20 protein-coding genes and 1 pseudogene are annotated in these 14,555 nt (G+C 61.6%); all 21 read right to left on the reverse strand.

The genetic code is table 11. The features are described from left to right. Window positions 1-56: 56 nt before the first annotated feature. The gene (locus V5B60_RS10200) at window positions 57-590 is read right to left on the reverse strand and encodes a hypothetical protein (RefSeq protein WP_332346895.1); all 534 of its coding nucleotides are present in this window, start codon (window positions 588-590) and stop codon (window positions 57-59) included. Continuing rightward, window positions 587-1,792 (reverse strand): FAD-dependent 5-carboxymethylaminomethyl-2-thiouridine(34) oxidoreductase MnmC, encoded by a 1,206-nt coding sequence (mnmC, locus tag V5B60_RS10205; RefSeq protein WP_332346896.1) that lies wholly within the window; start codon window positions 1,790-1,792, stop codon window positions 587-589. The genes V5B60_RS10200 and mnmC overlap by 4 nt, the downstream gene beginning before the upstream one ends. Before the next feature lie 32 nt (window positions 1,793-1,824). Continuing rightward, complete coding sequence (lysS, locus tag V5B60_RS10210) at window positions 1,825-3,345, reverse strand: lysine--tRNA ligase (RefSeq protein WP_332346897.1); 1,521 nt, start codon at window positions 3,343-3,345, stop codon at window positions 1,825-1,827. A 69-nt stretch (window positions 3,346-3,414) separates the two neighbouring features. Further along, window positions 3,415-4,519, reverse strand: a protein-coding gene (prfB, locus tag V5B60_RS10215; RefSeq protein WP_332346898.1) for a peptide chain release factor 2 whose coding sequence is annotated in 2 segments (ribosomal slippage) — window positions 3,415-4,437 and window positions 4,439-4,519 — 1,104 coding nt in all. Because the reading frame shifts where the segments join, the coding sequence is not laid out codon by codon here. Window positions 4,520-4,755: 236 nt separating this feature from the next. Further along, complete coding sequence (locus V5B60_RS10220; protein ID WP_332346899.1) at window positions 4,756-5,307, reverse strand: GNAT family N-acetyltransferase; 552 nt, start codon at window positions 5,305-5,307, stop codon at window positions 4,756-4,758. Window positions 5,308-5,327: 20 nt separating this feature from the next. Further along, a complete protein-coding gene (locus V5B60_RS10225) occupies window positions 5,328-6,944 on the reverse strand; it encodes a DUF1254 domain-containing protein (RefSeq protein WP_332346900.1) in 1,617 nt (538 codons plus the stop codon). Window positions 6,945-7,003: 59 nt separating this feature from the next. Then, a complete protein-coding gene (locus V5B60_RS10230; protein WP_332346901.1) occupies window positions 7,004-7,657 on the reverse strand; it encodes an FMN-binding negative transcriptional regulator in 654 nt (217 codons plus the stop codon). An 85-nt stretch (window positions 7,658-7,742) separates the two neighbouring features. After that, window positions 7,743-8,225 (reverse strand): GNAT family N-acetyltransferase, encoded by a 483-nt coding sequence (locus V5B60_RS10235; RefSeq protein ID WP_332346902.1) that lies wholly within the window; start codon window positions 8,223-8,225, stop codon window positions 7,743-7,745. A 163-nt stretch (window positions 8,226-8,388) separates the two neighbouring features. Continuing rightward, window positions 8,389-8,727: pseudogene (locus tag V5B60_RS10240) on the reverse strand (DUF924 family protein); the annotation flags it as partial. 105 nt (window positions 8,728-8,832) lie between these two features. After that, window positions 8,833-9,219: a VOC family protein gene (locus tag V5B60_RS10245; protein ID WP_332350524.1), complete on the reverse strand. Its 387-nt coding sequence runs from the start codon at window positions 9,217-9,219 to the stop codon at window positions 8,833-8,835. A gap of 285 nt (window positions 9,220-9,504) precedes the next feature. Further along, a complete protein-coding gene (locus V5B60_RS10250; protein ID WP_332346903.1) occupies window positions 9,505-9,834 on the reverse strand; it encodes a type II toxin-antitoxin system VapC family toxin in 330 nt (109 codons plus the stop codon). A 186-nt stretch (window positions 9,835-10,020) separates the two neighbouring features. Continuing rightward, window positions 10,021-10,233, reverse strand: a complete 213-nt coding sequence (locus V5B60_RS10255) for a hypothetical protein (RefSeq protein WP_332346904.1) — start codon at window positions 10,231-10,233, stop codon at window positions 10,021-10,023. A 48-nt stretch (window positions 10,234-10,281) separates the two neighbouring features. Next, the gene (locus V5B60_RS10260; RefSeq protein WP_332346905.1) at window positions 10,282-10,488 is read right to left on the reverse strand and encodes a hypothetical protein; all 207 of its coding nucleotides are present in this window, start codon (window positions 10,486-10,488) and stop codon (window positions 10,282-10,284) included. Next, window positions 10,478-10,960, reverse strand: a complete 483-nt coding sequence (locus tag V5B60_RS10265; protein WP_332346906.1) for a type II toxin-antitoxin system VapC family toxin — start codon at window positions 10,958-10,960, stop codon at window positions 10,478-10,480. The genes V5B60_RS10260 and V5B60_RS10265 overlap by 11 nt, the downstream gene beginning before the upstream one ends. Window positions 10,961-11,211: 251 nt before the next feature. Further along, window positions 11,212-11,643, reverse strand: coding sequence for a hypothetical protein (locus tag V5B60_RS10270; protein ID WP_332346907.1), 432 nt, complete (start codon window positions 11,641-11,643; stop codon window positions 11,212-11,214). A gap of 78 nt (window positions 11,644-11,721) precedes the next feature. Continuing rightward, a complete protein-coding gene (locus V5B60_RS10275; protein WP_332346908.1) occupies window positions 11,722-12,357 on the reverse strand; it encodes a hypothetical protein in 636 nt (211 codons plus the stop codon). 179 nt (window positions 12,358-12,536) lie between these two features. Then, window positions 12,537-13,064: a hypothetical protein gene (locus V5B60_RS10280; RefSeq protein WP_332346909.1), complete on the reverse strand. Its 528-nt coding sequence runs from the start codon at window positions 13,062-13,064 to the stop codon at window positions 12,537-12,539. A gap of 121 nt (window positions 13,065-13,185) precedes the next feature. Further along, window positions 13,186-13,527 (reverse strand): hypothetical protein, encoded by a 342-nt coding sequence (locus tag V5B60_RS10285; RefSeq protein WP_332346910.1) that lies wholly within the window; start codon window positions 13,525-13,527, stop codon window positions 13,186-13,188. Window positions 13,528-13,632: 105 nt separating this feature from the next. Continuing rightward, entirely contained in the window at window positions 13,633-13,926 is a 294-nt protein-coding gene (locus tag V5B60_RS10290) for a DUF6804 family protein (protein ID WP_332346911.1), read from the reverse strand. Further along, window positions 13,926-14,219: a hypothetical protein gene (locus tag V5B60_RS10295; protein WP_332346912.1), complete on the reverse strand. Its 294-nt coding sequence runs from the start codon at window positions 14,217-14,219 to the stop codon at window positions 13,926-13,928. Before V5B60_RS10295 ends, V5B60_RS10290 begins: the two co-directional genes overlap by 1 nt. Before the next feature lie 30 nt (window positions 14,220-14,249). Next, window positions 14,250-14,549: a hypothetical protein gene (locus V5B60_RS10300; protein ID WP_332346913.1), complete on the reverse strand. Its 300-nt coding sequence runs from the start codon at window positions 14,547-14,549 to the stop codon at window positions 14,250-14,252. Window positions 14,550-14,555 lie beyond the last annotated feature (6 nt).

Below are 14,555 nucleotides of genomic sequence, written 5' to 3' on the forward strand. Positions count from 1 at the left end.
CCGTACGGACTGCCTTGTTGGCCTGCAGGCGGCGGCCGGCAGGCGGTGCCTATCGCTCAGTGCGTGACGCGCGGCTGACCGTCACCGCTGGCGGCAGATGCCGGCCACGGTTCGCCGAGATCGAGATTCCAGCGCGCGTGCTTCGCCAGTCCCAGCAGCTGGTCGTGCAGCAGGTGCAGGTTCTCGCGCGGCAGCTCGAGGCTGATCCGATTGTCTCCGGCGCGCAGCACGATGCGTCCGCGACCGTTCGTCAGTGCGCTGAGTTCCACGTGCTCGACGAGAAGCAGCGGCAGCTTTTTCGGCAGTCGGCTGGCCTGCAACGTCAGTTCCTTGCCTCCGCTGGCGACGACGAGCGCGTTCTGGTGCTCGAAACCGAGGATCTCGGCGGCGTGCTCGGGAGCGAGCAATGCGTTCGGGTTGCTGCGCGCGAGCAGCGTCACCAGTGCCAGCAGCAGGCCCGCGGTCATCCGTCGCGTCAGCCAGAGCACGGTTTCGTCGTCCTCCGTCGGTACCTGCAGGGCGATTCGATCCTCGCTCTCGCTGTAGTGGAAGCTGAAGCTCATGCTGGCCGCCTCGCGTCGCTCGCTCATCGCCGCACTCCTGCTGCTCGCCGCTGGCGCCGACCCGGCAGCAGGAAACGACCCGGGTCGACGGAGTCGATGAGGTCGGCGGCGATCGCTGGCCGGCCGCCGTCGATCAGGCAGGCGAGCAGTTCGCCGGCGAGCGCCGACCAGACGATGCCGCGGGCGCCGAAACCGTTGCTTAGGTACAGACCCGGTACGCGGCGCAACTCGCCGAGCGACGTGCCAGCGCTCCCGGGCTCGATCACGGATGCGTCGGCGACGGCGCCGACCATCGGCAGGCGATCAGGCGACAGCGGACGGAAGCCGACGCGGCCGTCGAGCCCTGCGGGGTCGAGGTGTCGGCCGTAGCCGGGCAGGATGAGCTCGAGCCGCGCCAGGTTTTCGGCGTGGTCGGCGGCACGCAGTCCGGCCTCGTCGTCGTCGACCGCGAAGCTGGCGCCGGCACAGCGCAGACCGTCGACCGCCGGCGTCACGTAGCCGAGACGGCAGACGACGATGGCCGGTGGCGAGCCAGGGACGGCCGGCAGATGCGACACCTGACCGCGCGCCGGGCGCAGCGGCAGGTGGCTGGTGGCAGCGAAGCGGCGGGCGTCGCTGGCGTTGGCGAGTATCATTACCGGTGCCGTGGCGATGAGCTCACCGCTGCCCGTGAAGCAGCGCCAACAGCCGTCCTCGTAGTCGATGCGTTCGACTTGCCGCCGATAGTGTGGCACCACCGCGGCGCCGTGCCGGGCGAGATTGGCGCGGCACAGTGAAGCCGGATCGACCCAGCCGCCACCGGCAAACCACCAGCCGCCGCTGGCCACCGGCCAGCCGGCCAGTTCGCTGGCGGCGGTGCGATCGAGCCAGCGCAGGTAGCCAGCAGCCGGGCTCTGCTCGGCGACGACACGCTGCTGCGTGCTCGCGTGGCGCTCATCGCGCGCCAGGTGCAGAACTCCGGTCTGTCCCCAGCGCAGCGGCAGGCCGGCGGCGGTGAGCGCCTGCAGGTGGCTCAGGGCATACTCGAAAGCGGCGCGCGTCAGTCGCGCCAGGCGGTTGTCGTCGAGCGAGGGCAGCGGTCGCAGGACGCCGGCACGATTGCCCGAGGCGCCCTCGCCGGGCGCTGTCGCACGATCGATCAGGCTGATCCGCCAGCCACGCGCCGCCAGCCGTTCGGCGGCGCTGCTGCCGGCGAGGCCGGCGCCGATGACGATCGCGTGCCGTTCCACCGCTTGCCGGATGCGTGCCCGCCGCCGCCGTCCTACTCCGGGCGCATCTGCGGGAAGAGGATGACGTCGCGGATGTTCGCCGCGTCGGTGAGCAGCATCACCAGGCGGTCGATGCCGACGCCGCAACCGGCGGTCGGCGGCAGGCCGTACTCGAGTGCCCGCACGTAGTCGGCATCGTAGTACATCGCCTCCTCGTCGCCGGCCTCCTTTGCCCGCGCCTGCTCGAGGAAACGCGCCGCCTGGTCTTCCGGATCGTTGAGTTCGGAGAAGCCGTTGGCGATCTCGCGCCCGGCGATGAACAGCTCGAAGCGCTCGGCGATCTCCGGGTTGCGATCGCTGCGGCGTGCCAGCGGGCTGACTTCGGCCGGGTAGTCGACGATGAAGGTCGGCTGCCAGAGGTCGGCTTCGGTCGTCTCCTCGAAGAGCTGCAGCTGCAGTGCGCCGACGCCAGCCGTCGGCGCACAGGCGACCTGCATCGCGTGCAGCCGGTCGCGCAGCCAGGCGGCATCGCCCAGTTGCTCGACGCTGAAGCCGGGATGGCTCTGGCGGATCGCCTCGACGATCGTCAGGCGGGCGAAGGGGCGCGCGAAATCGAGCGTGCGGCCCTGGTATTCGAAGACCTCGCAGCCGAGCGCCTCGCGCGCGCTCTGGCGCAGCAGCCCTTCGGTGAAGTCCATCAGCTGCCGGTACTCCGAGTACGCCTCGTAGAACTCCATCATCGTGAACTCGGGGTTGTGGCGTGGGCTGATGCCCTCGTTGCGGAAGTTGCGGTTGATCTCGAAAACCTTCTCCAGGCCGCCGACGACCAGCCGCTTGAGATAGAGCTCGGGCGCGATGCGCAGGAAGAGATCCATGTCGAGCGTGTTGTGGTGCGTCCGGAACGGTCGCGCCGTCGCGCCGCCGGGAATCGGGTGCATCATCGGCGTTTCCACCTCGAGGAAGCCATGCTGCACCATGTAGCTGCGGATCGACTGCACGATGCGGCTGCGCACCGCGAAGGTGAAGCGCGACTGCTCGCTGGTGATCAGGTCGAGGTAGCGCATGCGGTACTTCTGTTCCTGGTCGGTGAGACCGTGGAACTTTTCCGGCAGCGGCCGCAGCGACTTGGTCAGCAGGCGGATCGCCGCGCAGCGGATGGTCAGTTCGCCGGTGCGCGTGCGAAAGAGGGTGCCGACGACGCCGACGATGTCGCCCATGTCCCAGCGCCTGAAAGCCGCGTAGAGGTCCTCGCCGATGTCGTCACGGCTGACGTAGGCCTGGATGCGGCCGGAGAGGTCCTGCAGGGTGATGAACGACGCCTTGCCCATCACCCTCTTCAACATGATGCGGCCGGCGACGCGCACCTCGACCGGTACTTCGGCCAGTTCCTCGCTGCGCTTGCCGTCGTACAACTCGTTGATCTTGCCGGCGGTGTTCTCGCGCGCGAAATCGTTCGGGTAGGCCGGGCCGAGCTGGCGCAGTTCGGCGAGCTTGGCGCGCCGTTCGGCGATGATGTGGTTTTCGTCTTCGGCGGGAAGCGCCGGCGAGTGGTCCTGCGGCTTGTCGGGTTGCATGGTCTGCGGCTTTCGTGCGTTCAGAGGAACAGGGTGCAGTGCAGGTCGCCGCGCCCGGGCGGGCACGGTTCAGACGCCCTGCTTCAGGCTGGCCTCGATGAACTGGTCGAGGTCGCCGTCGAGCACGCCCTGCGTGTTGCCGACCTCGACATTGGTGCGCAGATCCTTGATGCGCGACTGGTCGAGGACGTAGGAGCGGATCTGATGGCCCCAGCCGATGTCGGACTTGGCGTCCTCGAGCTTCTGCTGTTCGGCCTGCCGCTTGCGCATTTCGGCCTCATAGAGGCGTGACTTCAGCATCGCCATCGCTTCGGCGCGGTTGCGGTGCTGCGAGCGGTCGTTCTGGCACTGGACGACGATGTTGCTCGGCAGGTGCGTGATGCGGACGGCCGAATCGGTCTTGTTGATGTGCTGGCCGCCGGCACCTGAGGCGCGGTAGGTGTCGATGCGCAGGTCGGCCGGGTTGATCTCGATGGCGAAGGAATCGTCGATCTCGGGGTAGGCCGACACCGAGCAGAAGCTGGTATGGCGGCGGGCGTTCGAGTCGAAGGGCGACTTGCGTACCAGGCGATGGATGCCCGTCTCCGAGCGCAGCATGCCGTAGGCGTAGTCGCCGGAAATCCGGATGCTCGCGGTCTTGATGCCGGCGACCTCGCCTTCGGACTCCTCGAGCACCTCGACGGCGTAACCCTTGCGTTCGGCGTAGCGCAGGTACATGCGCAGCAGCATCGCCGCCCAGTCCTGCGCCTCGGTGCCACCGGCTCCGGCCTGGATGTCGAGGAAGCAGTTGAGCGGGTCTGCCGGGTTGTTGAACATGCGCCGGAACTCGAGCGCGGCGACTTCCTTCTCGATGCCGTCGATGTCGGCGACCACTGCCTGCAGCGTTTCGTCGTCGTCCTCGTCGCGCGCCATGGCGAACAGGTCGCCAGCGTCGCGCAGGCCATCGCCGACGCGGTCGAGCGTCAGCACGACGTTCTCCAGCGAGCGCTTCTGCCGTCCGAGCTCCTGCGCGCGCTCGGCGTTGTCCCAGACCTTCGGATCCTCGAGCTCGCGCGCGACCGCCTTCAGCTGATCCGCTTTCTGATCGTAGTCAAAGATACCTCCGCAGCTCGCCGGCGCGACCGGCGATGTCGTCGATGCGGTTCTCGATGCTGTTGAGTTGTTCGGCTTCCATGGCGGCGTCGCTCGCTTGATCAATGAGCCTCGCATTATACGCCCGCCGCGGCGGGCCGACGGGCTGCGGACCCGCCCGTGCCGGCCGGCTCGGTGACGCGCACCGGTTGTGGCGCGCGAAGCACAGGGATCTGGTCGCGGGGAGCAGGCCAGATGGAGCCACGGGCCTCAACGTTTGAGCTCGGGCCGCGGCCCGTCAGGGCTGGCGCGCCTGCAGCGAAGTGCCGGATATTGTCGTCACCAATGCTCTGCCCGGTTGAGCGACTCGGCACAAGCCAACTGACCTTCAACCATATCTGGAACAAGCTTGCCCAACGGCAGGCACATCCAGGCCTCTGGGTACGGAATAGCATGGGGTGCACGCACTTTGTGCCCCGTGCCGAATCCGAACCGACCGTAATAGCGGGGGTCTCCGAGAACGAAGACCAGCTCAGCACCACGCTCCCGAAGTACTGTCAGCCCTGACTCGACAAGCTGTCGTCCGACGCCCATGTGTTGCATCTCAGGCGCTACGGCCAAAGGCGCCAGTATGTACGAAGGGCCACACTCCGCGCCCGGTATGTGCGCTGAGCCGAAGATTATGCTGCCAACTACGCCTTTCTCCGACTCAGCGACAAGCACCAGGATGGGCTTTGCGGATTCATCGGCCATCAACGCCAAAGCCAGGTCGGCGACCACTGGGCCTTCATCTCCGAACGCGGCGAGATGAACCCCTTTTATTTCCTGCTCATCTGACGCCAGCGCTTCTCGAATCCGCACAGTGTCTCCAAGAATATCCAGCGCCTGCACGAGCCGGTTGGCTGGCCGGCTCAACGAACCAGCTCGATCTCGCTCGGCCGCCAGCTCTTGTTGAAGAAGGGCTCGAGTGGGCTGTACAGCCGCAGGATCACGAACCAGCCCTTGCCAGGCGTCGTCTGGATCCAGTTGCCGCGCTTGACCCCCTCAGGCTGCTTCGGCCCGAAGTGCACCGTCGTGACGCCCGAGGCGTCCGGCTCAGCGGCAGGGGACGGGAATTTCTGGCTGCCGGCGCGGGGGTAGCGCTGCGGCGTGTCCAGCATCGAGCGCGACTGGTTGTCGTAGAGCGTCAGCGACCAGAACTTCGCCTCGGGGATGCCCTTGGGCAGCGTCACCTTGTACGTCTTCGCGCCGTCGAAGAACTGCTTGTTCGCGTCCTGGAACGCGAGCAGGTACTGCGAGCCGATGCCCGGCAGCCGCATCGCCATCGCCGGCGTGATCCCGGTGATGCCGTAGAAAAAGGCCGCGCGAGCGTCGAGGGTGCGGTAGCCGGTGGGCGCGAACGGCTTGACGCCCTCGCGCGTGATCATCGGAATCGGTGTCTCGAACTCGTGACCGCTGACGAACAGGAAGTTCGTCCATGCCGAGCCGGGGTAATAGTGCCAGTCGGCCGCGCGCGGCGCCATGAACAGGCTGCGCGAGGTTGCGTTGGCCACGGCGAGCGCGTCGTTGAGGATCTTGCGCAGGCGCGCATCGGGCGCGAAGGGCTTGCCCTTGATGATTCCGATCGCCGCGATCGGGCCCATCAGCTCGGGGTCGATCGCGGTGGCCGGTTCCTGCTGCACCACCTCGTTGAGCATCTCGAAGTAGCTGAAGTCGTTGGGCGGGATGGTGTTCATCACCTTGCCGCTGCCCTCGTGGAACACGGTGGCCGGGGGTGCCGTGATCGGGCCCAGCCGGGCCTTGCCGCCCAGGAACTCGGCCACGCTGGTGCCCACACCGCCGGCCTGGTACGGATAGATCCTGGTGAACTTCTTGATCGCCTCCACCGCCGGTGCCGGGCTGTCGTTCTCCATGAACATGCGTCCCAGGATCAGGACGCGGGTGGTCTTCGAGCGGGCGACGTAGAAGCCGCCCTCGGGTACCGGACCGTCGTAGCCGGGCGGCAGGATCAGGTACTTGCCGCCCGCGCCCCGGTCCGGGCCGGGCGCGCCGAAATCGATCACCCAGCGCCACCACATGTCGTCCAGCGTGCCCAGGGCGTTGGGCGGCGTCTCCAGCACCATCGGTCCCTTCGTCAGGTCAAGGGTGCCGATGAAGTACACCGTGTCCGCGTTGGCCGTCAGGAACAGCGATTTCGCGTCCATCAGGCGGGAGAACACGAGGATCTCGTTGTCCTTCACGCCGACATCGAGAAGGCCCTTGCGGATGGCGGCCGCGTTCACGCCCTGCATCGTGTTCACGAATGCCTCGAAGGCGCGTGTGTAGTCAAGGTGGTCGTAGACCTTGTCCAGGGTCGCCTGGCTCGGCGCGCCGTCCCTGAATTCGAGCGTGCCGATCCGGCTGTCGACCCGGTCCGGTGTGCTGATCGAGGGAGGGATCACCGGCGGTGACTGAACCTCGGCGAGGCTGGCCAGTGCGAGCAGGGCGCCACCCACGAGGGAACCCAAGGATGCAAGGGGTCGTTTCATCGTTTCTTCTCCTTCCTGTTGAGCAGATCGCCTGGACGTTGAGGACGTACTGTGACAGATCAGAACAGGGTTGGTCGAACCGTGTCAACCGTGTCGAGCATCGCTGCGGAGATTGCCTGCTCACCACGCTGGCGCAGTTCCTCCGCCGCGTTGATGCGATCCCGTTCCTCCTTGTTTTGGCTCAGTTTCCACTTGCCGATCATCCGGGTGACCTCGACCTCGATGCCGACGATCGCCGAGAGCATCCGGTCGATGTATTCCGGCGGGGAATCGCCCATCTTCCAAGGCCGCGGCGAACCGGTCTGCGCCTCATGGGTGCGCGTCAGTCGCGCCACGACGCCACGCACGAACCGTTCGTCGTCCCGGACGTAGAGCTTGCCATGCACGTGCACGACGCGGTAGTTCCAGGTCGGGACTTGCCTGTGGAAATCGTGCTTGCTGGGATACCAGTTCGGCGAGACATAGGCGTCTCCGGCACGGAAGATCACCAGCACCGCACTCCCGTCCGTGCTTTCCTGCCACAACGGGTTCGCGCGAGCGACGTGCGCCAACAGCCTTTTCGGACTCGTGCTCGTCTCGTCGATCAGGAACGGCAGGTGGTTGGCATCGAGGCCATCGGGTCCAGCGACCACCAGAGCACCCAGGGGGTACGCGGCAACAGTCCGCAGAAGTTCTTCCTCGCGTGCTTCGTCGAAGTGCTCTGGCAGATACATGCGCTCTTGCTCCAATATGGATCCGCATCAATCGAATCACGACCACCGCTGCAGCCTTCGCGCGGCCAATCGGTGTCGCGCCGCGTCAAGGCTCAGGGATGTCGTTTCCCGGCGGCGCCTGGGGCGCGTTGCCGGGTGCAATCTGGTCGACGAAGTGGAGGCTTGCCATGGTCATGCCTTCGCGCGCGTAGAAACGGTGCGCCTCCTTTCTCTGCATCCCCGAATCCAGGTGCATCTGCTCGCAACCTTGCCGTGCAGCCTGTCCCTTGAGCCAGGAAAGCAACCGGGCACCATGGCCCTGCGAGCGCTGCTCGGGCAGAGTGACCAGGTCGTCGACGTACAGGAAACGCCCCCAGGCCTGGTTTTCAGCAAGCCGAAATCCGGCAACGGCAACGATGCGGTCCGCTGCGCGAACGTAGGCCAGCCGATACCCCGCATGTTCCTGACTCCGAATCCGGGCGAGAAACTGCTCTTGCACGAGGTGCGGACGAAGCTCCCGCGTGACGGGAAAACAGGCGGCAATCTCGCTGTCGGTCGTGGCGATGCGAATGTTCATGGCGGTTTGCATGGTATCTCCATTGGCGAGCGGAAAGGGATCGGCAAGCAGGACGCCCGCTCCTGTCCTTCTCGAGCAGGCTTCCTTGAGGGACGCAGCGACGGAAAGTCCCACGGGCCGGTGCGTACTCCTTGAACAAGGCCTCGGCCTGCACATGGACCACACGCGACTCACTGTGCATGAAGGGCATGAGCAAGAAGTTGCGCTCATCGCTGCCAAGAACGGCAAGCGCCCCTGCCGCAACGGCCTCCTGCGACAGAACCAGCGCCATTGCATCCTGGGCAAAGGCTTGCGGCGTACCTCGATGAACATTCCGCGAGAACTGGTCCAGCACGATGATCTCGGCCAGGCGTCCATGGGGCCTGACACGCCACTCGTGAAGCTCTCCCGCCGCCGCCTGCTGCAATAGACCCAGATAGCGCTCCTTGACCAGGCCATCAAATACCGGATCAGCGATCCACCACTGCTTGGGTTGAATTTCCTTGAACCAGAACGTCAGAACTTCTTGGAACATTGCCGACTCCTTCTCTCTCGCTATTTCGTGGACCACCGTGCCGCTTGCGCGGCGCGGAGAGAGCAAGCGAAGTCTGTTGACGGAGCGTTCGGCGCGAACCGTCTGTCAGGCATGAACGCGATTTGCAACCTCGATCAGGTTCATGTCCGGGTCGCGAAAATAGACCGAAAGAATCGGCCCTGCAGCACCCGTGCGCTGAACCGGACCTTCGATTAACGCAACATTGCACGCGGAGAGGTGGCGTGTGACTTCATGCAATGGGACTGAGGTCATGAAGCACAAATCAGCCGAGCCGGGGGTGGGCCTCTGTGCTTTTGGCTCGAACTCCTTTCCGTGCTGATGCAGGTTGATCTTCTGTGCGCCAAAAGCAAGGGCCTTTCGACCGCCACCGAAAGTGATGATGTCCATGCCCAACACTTGGGAATAGAAAGACGCGGTGGCGTCGATGTCCTCGACGGTCAGTACCAAGTGATCAAGGCTGTCGATTTTCATGGGCGATGACTGGTATGCCGAACGTGCAAGTCGGCGGGACTGCGCGGCTTTATCGCGAAGCGTCCGCTGGACCACCGAGTTGGGCTGGGCAAGCAGCAGCAACACCTATAGGAGCAATCCGCGCGGCATGATGTTGGTCTTCTGCCATGTGCAAGCCTAACGCCCGGCAATGCGCCTCTGCTGCTTCCGAGTAAGCGAGCAAGTCATGATGATAGTGCTCGGCAAGGCGTTCGCGCGTGGCATGAATTTCAGCCACAACGGGGTCGTGCCAGTATGCGGTTCCAGTCATTGAGGTAGCTCCATCAACGCAAAGGGTGTCACGACTTCAGGTAGCTTGTAGCCTCTGGCGGCGCACAAACCGCGCATCACCGGCAACCTTGCCGGATTGGCGATATGCGCACAATTCCAAGTGAGCAAGATGTCGACTTGATGATAGCTCGCGCAGGCGATGTGCAGGGCATCAAGACGAGCCTTGGTTGGCAGTCCGCCACCAAGTACCAGGAATTCGGCCAACTCAATAATCTCGGGAGCAGTGGGCAATACGGGAATGGTGCGCAACGCTTCGATGCGCTCCCTGGCCGCTTGCGGATCGCCCGCGCTGGCCTCTTCAACCACCTAAGGTGAAATAAAAGCCGAAACCGCTACACGTCCGGCGTCCCACCAAAGGCGGGTAATCTGCTGGCATGCCGTTTTGATTGAATCATTGCTGGGTCGAGCCGTCAGGTAGCTGATGACGGAGGTCTCGATGTATATTTGCCGCTTCATCATTTCTGCCTTGGTTCGGGAAACCGTGGTCTGTCGCTACCAGCCAATAAACACGGTATATTCATATTGTAGGAGCGCAATCCGGATGCCGAAAAAATCCTTGCACGATCTCTGGCAACGTCTAAAGCGCTCCAGCGCCGTCTCGATCAGACGCCGCAGGCTGATTTTGTCGAGGGGCTTCTGCTTCGCCACGCGTTCCTTGACGCTCGTCCACAAGTAGGCTCCAGAGTTGAGCAGCACGCTCTTCACGTTTCATCAATGGCGCTGCTTTGTTGATGTGACGCCCAACGCTCGAATTCAGTGGTGAGCGAAGCGAGTCCGCTGCAATGTAGAGTTGGACGACGGAAGTTCCGATGGCGGAGAAACGAAGGGATGGCCGGCGGCAATACGCTCAGCTTCCGACCTTTTCAGGTCTGCATAAATCGCGCGCAGGTCATAGGCAAACTTAGCGGCATGGGCGTCACGAATGGCCCGCACTTCTTCGATGATTTCGTCATTCAGCATTCTCTTCTCCAAGAAGCTCTTCCGGTGTGCAAATAAAGGGCAGAAATAGGCCAATCGGCTCAAGGTGGTCAGCAATGCATCTTTGCATTTCCGGGTTTGCGATATGCCGACAGTTCCATGTCAGCAGATAATCCACACCACTGACCGTGGCGACCGCAATGTGCAGCGCATCTTCCGCAGCCTTGGCCGGGACAATTCCATGTCCCACCAACGATTCTGCGATATGGAGTGCCTGCTCAGTGATCAAGAGCAGAGGCACATCCTTCAACACTGCCAGCCGTTTCACGGCTGCATCTGGGTCACCGGCGCCACACTCACGCAATACCGACTCTGACACCAGCAGTTCGTACTGGTTGCGGGTTTCCCACCAGGCAAGAGTAATTTGCTGATGAGCAGCCCCGATAATGGTCCTGCTGGGACGAGCCGTCAGGTAGCTGATGACGGAGGTTTCAAGGTATATCTTGCGCTTCATGAATTCAGCCCTCGTTCAGAAAGCCGTGGTTTGTCCCGCATTATTCGCTGGCTCGGAAAACGTGGTCTGTCCCATATTTCGTTTCTGCATGCAGGGGGTATGCACTCGGGCGGTCACAGTGAATCAACGAGTGAACTGCCTCGATACTTTGTTCGCTTTACGACGGCTCCATCGATCACCTTCAGCGAGGAGACTTTCCGGCGGTGAGACAAGCGGCCCATGCGGTGTTACACGAATGTCAGTCCACATCTTCATTTGGAGTATGAAATCACTCTAAGGGTGTTGATTACCTTTGGCCTCCCATCCACAAGAATCTCTCGCCTTTCAAGCCTAAATCCAATCTTTGAACTTGTGATCATTGTTCCGCCCCCATTGTCCTGATACTCCACCTTGAAGTAATTTTCTTTCTGCTCGATTACGCGGTAACGCTTGAAGCCTCCATCGGGCACGCGGTAAATTACCCACCCGCCTTCCTGCTTCACCTCGTCTTGGTCAAACTGATTTCGGTTCCGTTGCACAGCATCGAGGTTTAGCTCTGTAACTACAGGGCTCTCGACGTCCGAAATCCAGCTCTCTATCATGTTAAACACTGCTGGATGCCAAGCGGGCTCCGATCGTGCACCAGCGCTGGCGCTGACAGGCAACCCAAGTGCAAAGATCAAGGTGGCAAGTTTTGTGCGCATGTATGTGGCCTAACGTGGAGGTCACCGGACGCTGCGCGGCTTTATCGCGCAGCGTCCGGTGGACCGCAGGGTTATGTTTCATAGTCTCGATACGCGAAGACATTTCGTGATTGCTGATGGATGCCATGAGTCGATAAGGCCCTTTCGACGCTCAGTGGGTTCTGCGTACATGACGCGGACGGTGAATCTATCTAGGGTCAGGAGCCATGTGGCATACACGGTGCGCCCATTCAGTTGGGCGAGATTGAGGTCTGAATAGCCCACTGAGGCAAAGGCCAGGCCGTATGTGAGCGGAGAAATGGCGAGATGAATTTTCGGGTGTGCAGCAGTGTTCAGTATGGCCTGCGAGAAGCCAGCAATATCGATGGGCAATGAGTTCTCAGCGATAAGACAACCGAAGAGCTTCACGAAGTAGAGATGAACGTGAAGCATCGATTTCCTGACTGAGCCCGGGAAGACCTTACCGAGGTTTATGCATTCTCCGGAACGGATAACTGACTTGGCGCGCAATGCTGCGGAAAACCGTTCCCACGCACGGTCAAATGGCTGAGTGCGCTGATTGTTGCAATGCGCGCACAGGAGACCACCAGATTTCAGCAGCTCAACGTTTAGCCCTTTGACGGGAACATTTCGCCTTTTGTCTGTATGCCGGTATAGCGGCCGGTCTTGTGAAACGTGGCCAAAGATCGCGCGCAAGTCGGATCTCTTGATCATGTGCTCGCCAGTGCGAGCTTCATCACCACAAACCCAGCACTTCATCGGCGGAATGAAACATAACGTGAAAGCTTAGGCGACGGCCGCGGCTTCATGCGGCCGGTCGCCTGCAGCGCCGAGTTAGGCCAGAAAACCGTGGTCTGTCCCCGGTGCCCCGTGCCATCTTTGTTCGTAGTGGGTCATTTGAGATTCTTCACCGCGTTATATAATGGAGTCAGAGTTAATGGCTGGTCGAAGAATTGTTCACAGTCAGAAGGGTCTTTGGCGTACCAATTGTACAGAATCAGCGCCAGGCCCGAAACGTGGTCCAACGCGTTCCTTTTTGCGGCCAGGCAAATCGGTTCTTGCCGCGTGATGATCAGCAAAATACCGTTAAGCATGGCATATCCTGGCCCAATGAAACAGCTCGCAACAGCGACGACTAGCAAGGCTGCAGAAAAACCGCCAACTAGGCGGCGCGTCGCTTTCTTGTCCGCGATGGAAATCACTATAAGGTTGATGTGGTAGCCTTCCTGGTTAGGCTGAGCGAATAGGGCGATAGGCGGAGGAGGATTATCAAGCATCTCGCGTGATATAAAGCTCTGGAGAAGGTCTTGATCGGCCATGAATTCCTGGAGATAGCGCTCTCGCTTAAAGCACTGCCAGAACTGACGCCCGACAAAATACGTTGTGATAGCCAGACAGATTTCGGCGAGTATTTGCAGCATCGTTCGGTCCTTTTCCCGCACCTCAACAACCATGACTACAATAGGACGACAATAGGGGAAAGAGCACGGTTTCTATCGCTGATCAGCTAATTGGCCTGACTCTCGTGCATGAGCGCGCGGGCTATTGCGTAAGCGAGCAATAAGGGAAACTTTCGAGGAATTGCCACTTAAGGAGCTTGGCCTCTGCATCGCTCGGCATTGGGGCGGGAGAAATTGTTACCAAGAAATCGGCGACCAACAGGAACGGCAAAGCTATTACAAACGATACAGCACGAATCGGTGGCATTCCTTTGGAGAGCTTGGCGAGCGCCATGATAGCTCCAACCAGCACGACCCAGACGAGATTGAATACCATCAGCAAAAGCAACAAGGGTAACTTCAAGGCCTGCATCAATAGGTAAACCGGGGTGAGAACAAACATCAGCAGCGTTCCCACGAAGCGGAAAGGCATGGTGATGGCCAAGAAAGCCTTTTGCTCCCAATAGAGTGGGTGCACAGTGATGTCCCCTAACGTGGAGGTCACCGGCGCTGCGCGGCTTTATCGCGCAGCGTCCGGTGGACCGCAGGGTTATGCATCTGTTTTCACCTTCTTGGCGGTCGCAAGGAGCAGGATAGCGGCGGCAATATCAACGAGCGCCCACAACTCCTTTGAGAGATGCACCTTCACGATTGGATTGAACAGTAGTGCCGCCAAGCCGAAGACCCAAGGAAGAACCCTGTGCTTTCTATCGGCTGCGACGAACGCAGCAAATGCAAAGACGCCGCACGCGACCAGCCGTAGCAAGGTGTAGTAGCCGTAAGGGAGAGGCGCTGCGCCAACGAAGAGCAGGGCGGCACAGGCGTAGATAACTCCAACGGGCATTACCGCTTAACCAAGGCGAACACGGATGCCAAGACACCGGGGATGACAAAAGCCAGGCCAGGGGCAGCGAATAGGGCAGCCAAAGCCCAGTGCCAGCCCCACACGTTCATTGCGCCGAAGAAAGAACCGATGGTGATTGGCAACGTGAAACGGAACATCAGCGCGGCGATGAGAGCGCCCCATGCCCACCCTGCGCCCATACCGTGCTCAATTCCGACGAAGCCGGCCGCAAGCTGCGCGAGGCCAAACGCGAGAAAGGCAAGAAAACCAGCAATACCAAGGACTGCGTTCATAGCGTGTCTCCAGATGGATAACGTCCAAGCTCAGGGACGCTGCGCGGCTTTATCGCGCAGCGTCCCTTGGAGCGCAGTGTTAGAGGGCTCTTGGCGATTGGCCAGTAGTCCGCCAGCGAACCCGATGACGGCAAAAAGAACGTTTGCAAAGAGCGAGGCCTCGATCTTTCCGAAATCGAAGAACAAACCCGCGATGGTAATTCCAAACGCGAGAAGAAGAACGCCAGTGGAGAAACGACCGAAGCCCGGTGTCTTCGTGGCAAAGATGCCGACAAGCACGCCAACACCAAGCAGAAAAACACCGAGAGCCACCCAGAGTTCGGAAGTCACAGTTTT

Source organism: Accumulibacter sp. (genome assembly GCF_036625195.1).
Lineage (GTDB): Bacteria > Pseudomonadota > Gammaproteobacteria > Burkholderiales > Rhodocyclaceae > Accumulibacter.

Excerpts from the sequence above, each read along its gene's own strand:
- V5B60_RS10200 (WP_332346895.1), bottom strand. The coding sequence starts at position 590 with ATGAGCGAGCGACGCGAGGCGGCCAGCATGAGCTTCAGCTTCCACTAC.
- lysS (WP_332346897.1), bottom strand. The coding sequence starts at position 3,345 with ATGCAACCCGACAAGCCGCAGGACCACTCGCCGGCGCTTCCCGCCGAA.
- V5B60_RS10225 (WP_332346900.1), bottom strand. The coding sequence starts at position 6,944 with ATGAAACGACCCCTTGCATCCTTGGGTTCCCTCGTGGGTGGCGCCCTG.
- V5B60_RS10230 (WP_332346901.1), bottom strand. The coding sequence starts at position 7,657 with ATGTATCTGCCAGAGCACTTCGACGAAGCACGCGAGGAAGAACTTCTG.
- V5B60_RS10235 (WP_332346902.1), bottom strand. The coding sequence starts at position 8,225 with ATGCAAACCGCCATGAACATTCGCATCGCCACGACCGACAGCGAGATT.
- V5B60_RS10245 (WP_332350524.1), bottom strand. The coding sequence starts at position 9,219 with ATGAAAATCGACAGCCTTGATCACTTGGTACTGACCGTCGAGGACATC.
- V5B60_RS10260 (WP_332346905.1), bottom strand. The coding sequence starts at position 10,488 with ATGCTGAATGACGAAATCATCGAAGAAGTGCGGGCCATTCGTGACGCC.
- V5B60_RS10265 (WP_332346906.1), bottom strand. The coding sequence starts at position 10,960 with ATGAAGCGCAAGATATACCTTGAAACCTCCGTCATCAGCTACCTGACG.
- V5B60_RS10270 (WP_332346907.1), bottom strand. The coding sequence starts at position 11,643 with ATGCGCACAAAACTTGCCACCTTGATCTTTGCACTTGGGTTGCCTGTC.
- V5B60_RS10275 (WP_332346908.1), bottom strand. The coding sequence starts at position 12,357 with ATGATCAAGAGATCCGACTTGCGCGCGATCTTTGGCCACGTTTCACAA.
- V5B60_RS10280 (WP_332346909.1), bottom strand. The coding sequence starts at position 13,064 with ATGCTGCAAATACTCGCCGAAATCTGTCTGGCTATCACAACGTATTTT.
- V5B60_RS10290 (WP_332346911.1), bottom strand. The coding sequence starts at position 13,926 with ATGCCCGTTGGAGTTATCTACGCCTGTGCCGCCCTGCTCTTCGTTGGC.
- V5B60_RS10295 (WP_332346912.1), bottom strand. The coding sequence starts at position 14,219 with ATGAACGCAGTCCTTGGTATTGCTGGTTTTCTTGCCTTTCTCGCGTTT.